Annotated in this window: 5 protein-coding genes; 2 read left to right on the forward strand and 3 right to left on the reverse strand. The window is 61.3% G+C overall.

The window, feature by feature from the left end; translation table 11 throughout:
- Both NW827_RS07815 and gcvH read left to right on the forward strand, forming a co-directional pair.
- The coding region (locus NW827_RS07815) for an alpha/beta fold hydrolase (protein ID WP_414503531.1) at positions 1–772 on the forward strand (772 nt) is incomplete at its 5' end.
- Positions 773–846: 74 nt separating this feature from the next.
- Positions 847–1,236: a glycine cleavage system protein GcvH gene (gene gcvH, locus NW827_RS07820; RefSeq protein WP_414359227.1), complete on the forward strand. Its 390-nt coding sequence runs from the start codon at positions 847–849 to the stop codon at positions 1,234–1,236.
- Between the two features lie 3 nt (positions 1,237–1,239).
- Here gcvH and NW827_RS07825 read toward each other — a convergent pair whose 3' ends face one another.
- The 3 genes from NW827_RS07825 to NW827_RS07835 all read right to left on the reverse strand — a co-directional run.
- The gene (locus tag NW827_RS07825; RefSeq protein ID WP_414403270.1) at positions 1,240–2,136 is read right to left on the reverse strand and encodes a diguanylate cyclase domain-containing protein; all 897 of its coding nucleotides are present in this window, start codon (positions 2,134–2,136) and stop codon (positions 1,240–1,242) included.
- A gap of 129 nt (positions 2,137–2,265) precedes the next feature.
- Positions 2,266–3,213, reverse strand: a complete 948-nt coding sequence (locus tag NW827_RS07830; RefSeq protein ID WP_414403271.1) for a UDP-glucuronic acid decarboxylase family protein — start codon at positions 3,211–3,213, stop codon at positions 2,266–2,268.
- Positions 3,210–4,447 (reverse strand): UDP-glucose dehydrogenase family protein (locus NW827_RS07835; protein ID WP_414503532.1); only part of this gene is annotated, 1,238 nt, incomplete at its 5' end. The genes NW827_RS07835 and NW827_RS07830, both read right to left, overlap by 4 nt.

Raw genomic sequence — 4,447 nt, forward strand, 5'->3', positions numbered from 1 at the left:
GGAGATGGGTATAAGAGACATTTGGTATTCCTGGCGGCACCAGATCCCGGTGGTGCCGCAGCGGTTTCGCTTCGGGGCCCCTTATCTGCGCGGCTATAACGACTCCGACAAGCCAGATTACGGCTACGACCTGGATACTCTCACCGAGGATGTCCGCGGCCTGCTGGCGCATTTTGGGGTCAAAAGCGCGGTGGTGGTGGCCCACGACTGGGGAGGAGCGATTGCTTGGCACTGGGCGCAACTTTTCCCCCATGAGATCCGCAAGCTGGCCGTGCTCAACTCTCCCCACCCAGCTTGCTTTCGCCGGGAGTTCCTGACCAATTTGGATCAGATGCGCCGCAGTTGGTACTTGTTTTTCTTCCAGTTGCCCTGGCTGCCGGAGTGGGTGCTGCAGTGGAACCTAGAGGAGTGGGTGCGGCGTATTTTTCAAGAGACCTCCGTGCGCAAAAGCGCCTTCACTCGCCACGACCTAAAGATCTACCAAGAGGCCCTCGCCAAGCCTAAGGTGCTCACCTCTGCCCTCAACTACTATCGCCACCTATTTAGCCTGCCCACTCTGCAGAACCTGTTTTTGCAGCCCCTGCGGCAGATCCTCGCCCCCACCCTACTCATTTGGGGAGAGGAAGACTTTGCCCTCAGCCGTGAACTGACTGAGGGAATGGATCCCTTTTTCCCCAATGGCCTGCGCAAGGAGTACATCCCTGAGTGTGGCCATTGGGCGCAGCAGGAGGCGCCGCAAACCGTGAATCGGCTGCTGATGGAGTTCCTTTAGCCCCCCTGGGGAGAGCTTTACCAGGCTCTGGGGTTGCCCTAGAATAGTCGACTGGATTGAGCGGGGGAAACGGCATGGCCCTGGAGTATCCACCCCATCTGCGCTACGTGGACACCCACGAGTACATTCGCGTTGAGGATGACATTGCGGTGATTGGGATCACCGCTTATGCCGTCGATCAGCTGGGGGATATCGTCTTTGTCGGCCTGCCCGAGGAGGGGACAGAGATTGAAAAGGGCGAGAGCTTTGGCTCAGTGGAATCCGTTAAGGCCGTGGAGGATCTCTATGCCCCTGTTTCGGGGGAAGTGGTGGCGGTAAACAAGGCGGTGGTGGACAGCCCGGAGAGCATTGCCGACGATCCCTATGGGGATGGCTGGCTGATCAAGGTGCGCATGACCAACCCCGAGGATCTCGAGGACACGATGAGCGCCGAGGCCTATGCCAGCTTGGTGGAGGGATCCTGAACCCTACAGCAACACCTCCCGGTTGCCCCCCTGCGTTTTGGCCTGGTAGAGGGCTTGGTCGGCTGCCTCTAGGAAGCTGGGTGCAGCAGTCTCTGCTGGAAGCCGGAGCAAAGAGGCGACACCAATGCTACAGGTGAGGTGAATTCCCCCCTGCAGGGGAAGGGATTGGACAGCCTGCCGCAAGCGCTCAGCCAACGGTAGGATCTGAGAGTCCGGGATCCCGCGCACCAAGAGGGCGAATTCATCGCCCCCTAGGCGGGCCAGTAAGTCCTCGCGGCGAACTTGAGACTGCAGTTGTTGGGCCACCTGGATCAGGGCCTGATCCCCAGCCAAGTGTCCGCAGCGGTCGTTGATGAGCTTGAAGTTGTCCAGATCCAGGTAGAGAAGGTGGAGGGGAAAGTGATGGCGGCGGGCAAAGGCAATCTCCCTCTGCAAGTGCTCTAGGAAAAACCGACGGTTGTACAGCCCTGTGAGTGGGTCATAGAGGGCAGCAGTGGCCATCTGGGAAAAGAAAGTCTCCTCCAGCTGGTCATAGTAGGCAAACTGCAGGAGGCTATTGCCCACCTGGATGCGATCCCTATCCGCCAGAACCCGGCAAGTTACCCGTTCCCCGTTGACATAGGTGCCGTTGAGGCTGCCTAGATCTGTGAGGAGATAGCTTTCCCCTACCTTCTCCAGCCGGCAATGCCGCCGAGAGACGGTGGAGTCGAAAAGCTGAATGTCGGCTTGGAAGCTGCGCCCCACTACCGCTGTCTCTTCGAGGCGGAAAGTCCTGCCCCTGTCGGATCCCTGAAGCACTGTCAAAAAGGCACCCACCACTTCCCCCTTCCCTTCCAGCCTGCGGCTCTCTGGGGACAGGAGGGTGGTCGGCTCTTCCGGAGATAGAGGAGAAGTGTCCATGGCCCTAGGGATCCCCTGCTTAGGCTAACATCCCTTCTCCGTATTTGTATCGTAGTATGTAACAACCTTGAGGCCCTCTACTCACCTCTAGAAGTGGCCAGTGGCCTGGGAACTCCAGGGGGCATTCTCCTACGCCAGCCCCAGGCGGCGGCGGAAGTAGGGAATGGTCAGCTCCAAGCCGACGGACAAAGGGATCTGCGGCTCCCATCCCAGCAGGGCGCGGGCTTTGCTAATGTCGGGCCGGCGCTGCTTGGGATCGTCGGTTGGCAGGGGGCGGTGGACAATGGGAGAAGAGCTGCCAGTGAGGGCCAAGACCTGCTGCGCCAACTCTAGGATGGTGAACTCCTGCGGGTTGCCTAGGTTCAAGGGGCCGGGGTGGGCGCTGTTCATTAGGCGCACCAAGCCCTCGATGAGGTCAGCGATGTAGCAGAAGCTGCGGGTCTGGGATCCATCTCCATAGACGGTGAGGGGATCCCCGCGCAGGGCCTGGACGATGAAGTTGCTGACCACGCGGCCATCGTCTTCCCGCATGGCCGGGCCATAGGTGTTGAAGATGCGGGCCACGCGGACCTCCGTCTGGTGTTGCCGCTGCCAATCAAAGGTCAGGGTTTCGGCCAGGCGCTTGGACTCGTCGTAGCAGGCCCGCGGGCCGATGGGGTTGACATGGCCCCAGTAGTCCTCCGGCTGGGGGTGCACCTGGGGATCCCCGTACACCTCCGAGGTGGAAGCCAGGAGGAAGCGGGCCCCAGTTTTTTGAGCCAGCTCCAGCAGGTGGTAGGTGCCCCAGACACTGGTGCGGATGGTGCGGATGGGATCCGCCTGGTAGTGGGGCGGCGAGGCGGGGCAGGCCAGGTGGTAGATTTGCTCGATCCCAGCTTTTTCCAGCTCCGGCGGCAGCGGCTCGGCCACATCGTGCCACAGCAAGGTAAAGGCGGGGTTGTTGCGGTGGGCCTGCACGTTCTCCTCCCGCCCCGTGTAGCCGTTGTCGAGGCAGATAACTGCGTGGCCCTCCTGCAGAAGGCGGCTGACCAGATGGGAGCCAATAAACCCCAGACCACCCGTTACCAGAATCTTCACCAGCCCACTCCAATTAAGGTAATGCCCGCCTGTTGAAGGGTTTGCCGATCTAAGCAATTGCGGCCATCAATCAGCAAAGGCCGCCGCATCAGCTCGGCAAGGCGCCGGTAATCCAGCGACAAGAACTCCGGCCACTCCGTCACCAGCACCAGGGCATCGCAATCCTGGGCCAGCCGGAACACATCCGTTTCCACCACCACATGGGCCAGGCCCTCCCGCATCCCCGAAGCCGAGACAATGGGATCATAGGCCTTCACCTTGGCCCCGAGGCGGTGGAGCTGCTCGATGAGGGTTAGAGACGGCGCATCCCGCAGGTCATCGGTGTGGGGCTTAAAGGTGAGGCCCAAAAGGCCAATGGTTTTGCCCTTAAGCACCTTGAGGGCCTGCTGCAGCTTTTCCACCAGGCGCTGCCGCTGCTCGCGGTTGACCTCGACAGTAGCCCGCAACAGCTTGGCCTCATAGCCGTAGTCAGCCGCAGTCTGGATCAAGGCGGCCAGATCCTTGGAGAAACAGCTCCCCCCCCAGCCAATCCCGGCGTTGAGGAAGGCGCGGCCAATGCGCTTATCGAGGCCGATCCCTTCGGCCACTTGGGTGATGTCGGCGCCGGTGCGCTCGCAGATGTTGGCAATCTCGTTGATGAAGCTAATCTTGGTGGCCAAGAAGGCGTTGGCGGCATATTTGATCATCTCGGCGGAGGCCAGGTCGGTGACCAGCAAGGGCACGGGATCCCCGCCCAAGCCCTGTTGGCGGCTGAGGATGGGCTCGTAAAGCTGCCGCAGGATCTCGATGGCGCGGGGGCTGTTGGAGCCAATCACGATGCGGTCTGGGTAGAAGGTATCCTGGATGGCGCTGCCCTCCCGCAAAAACTCGGGGTTGCTGACCACGTCGAAGGGCGGCACACAGGGAGACTTGTCCAGGGTGGCCAGGGAGGAGGGGGTGGGATCCCCTCCAGCCAGGGCCATCTGTTGGCTGCTTAGACGTTGCTGGACAGCCTCGGCGGCGCCGTCGAGGATGAGCATACGCACCCAGTCGCCGGAACCGATGGGGACGGTAGACTTGTTGACAATAACCCGGTAGCGGTCGTCCAGGTGCTGGCCGATCTCCCGCGCCACGGCCTCCACGTAGCGCAGATCCGGCTCGCCGCTGGGCAGAGCTGGGGTGCCCACGGCAATAAAAATCACCTCGCTGGCTTTCACTGCCAGGCCCAGGTCGGTGGTAAAGTGCAGCCGACCGG

It is taken from the genome of Synechococcus sp. H70.1 (assembly GCF_047502705.1).
In the GTDB taxonomy this organism is placed as follows: Bacteria; Cyanobacteriota; Cyanobacteriia; order Thermostichales; family Thermostichaceae; genus Thermostichus.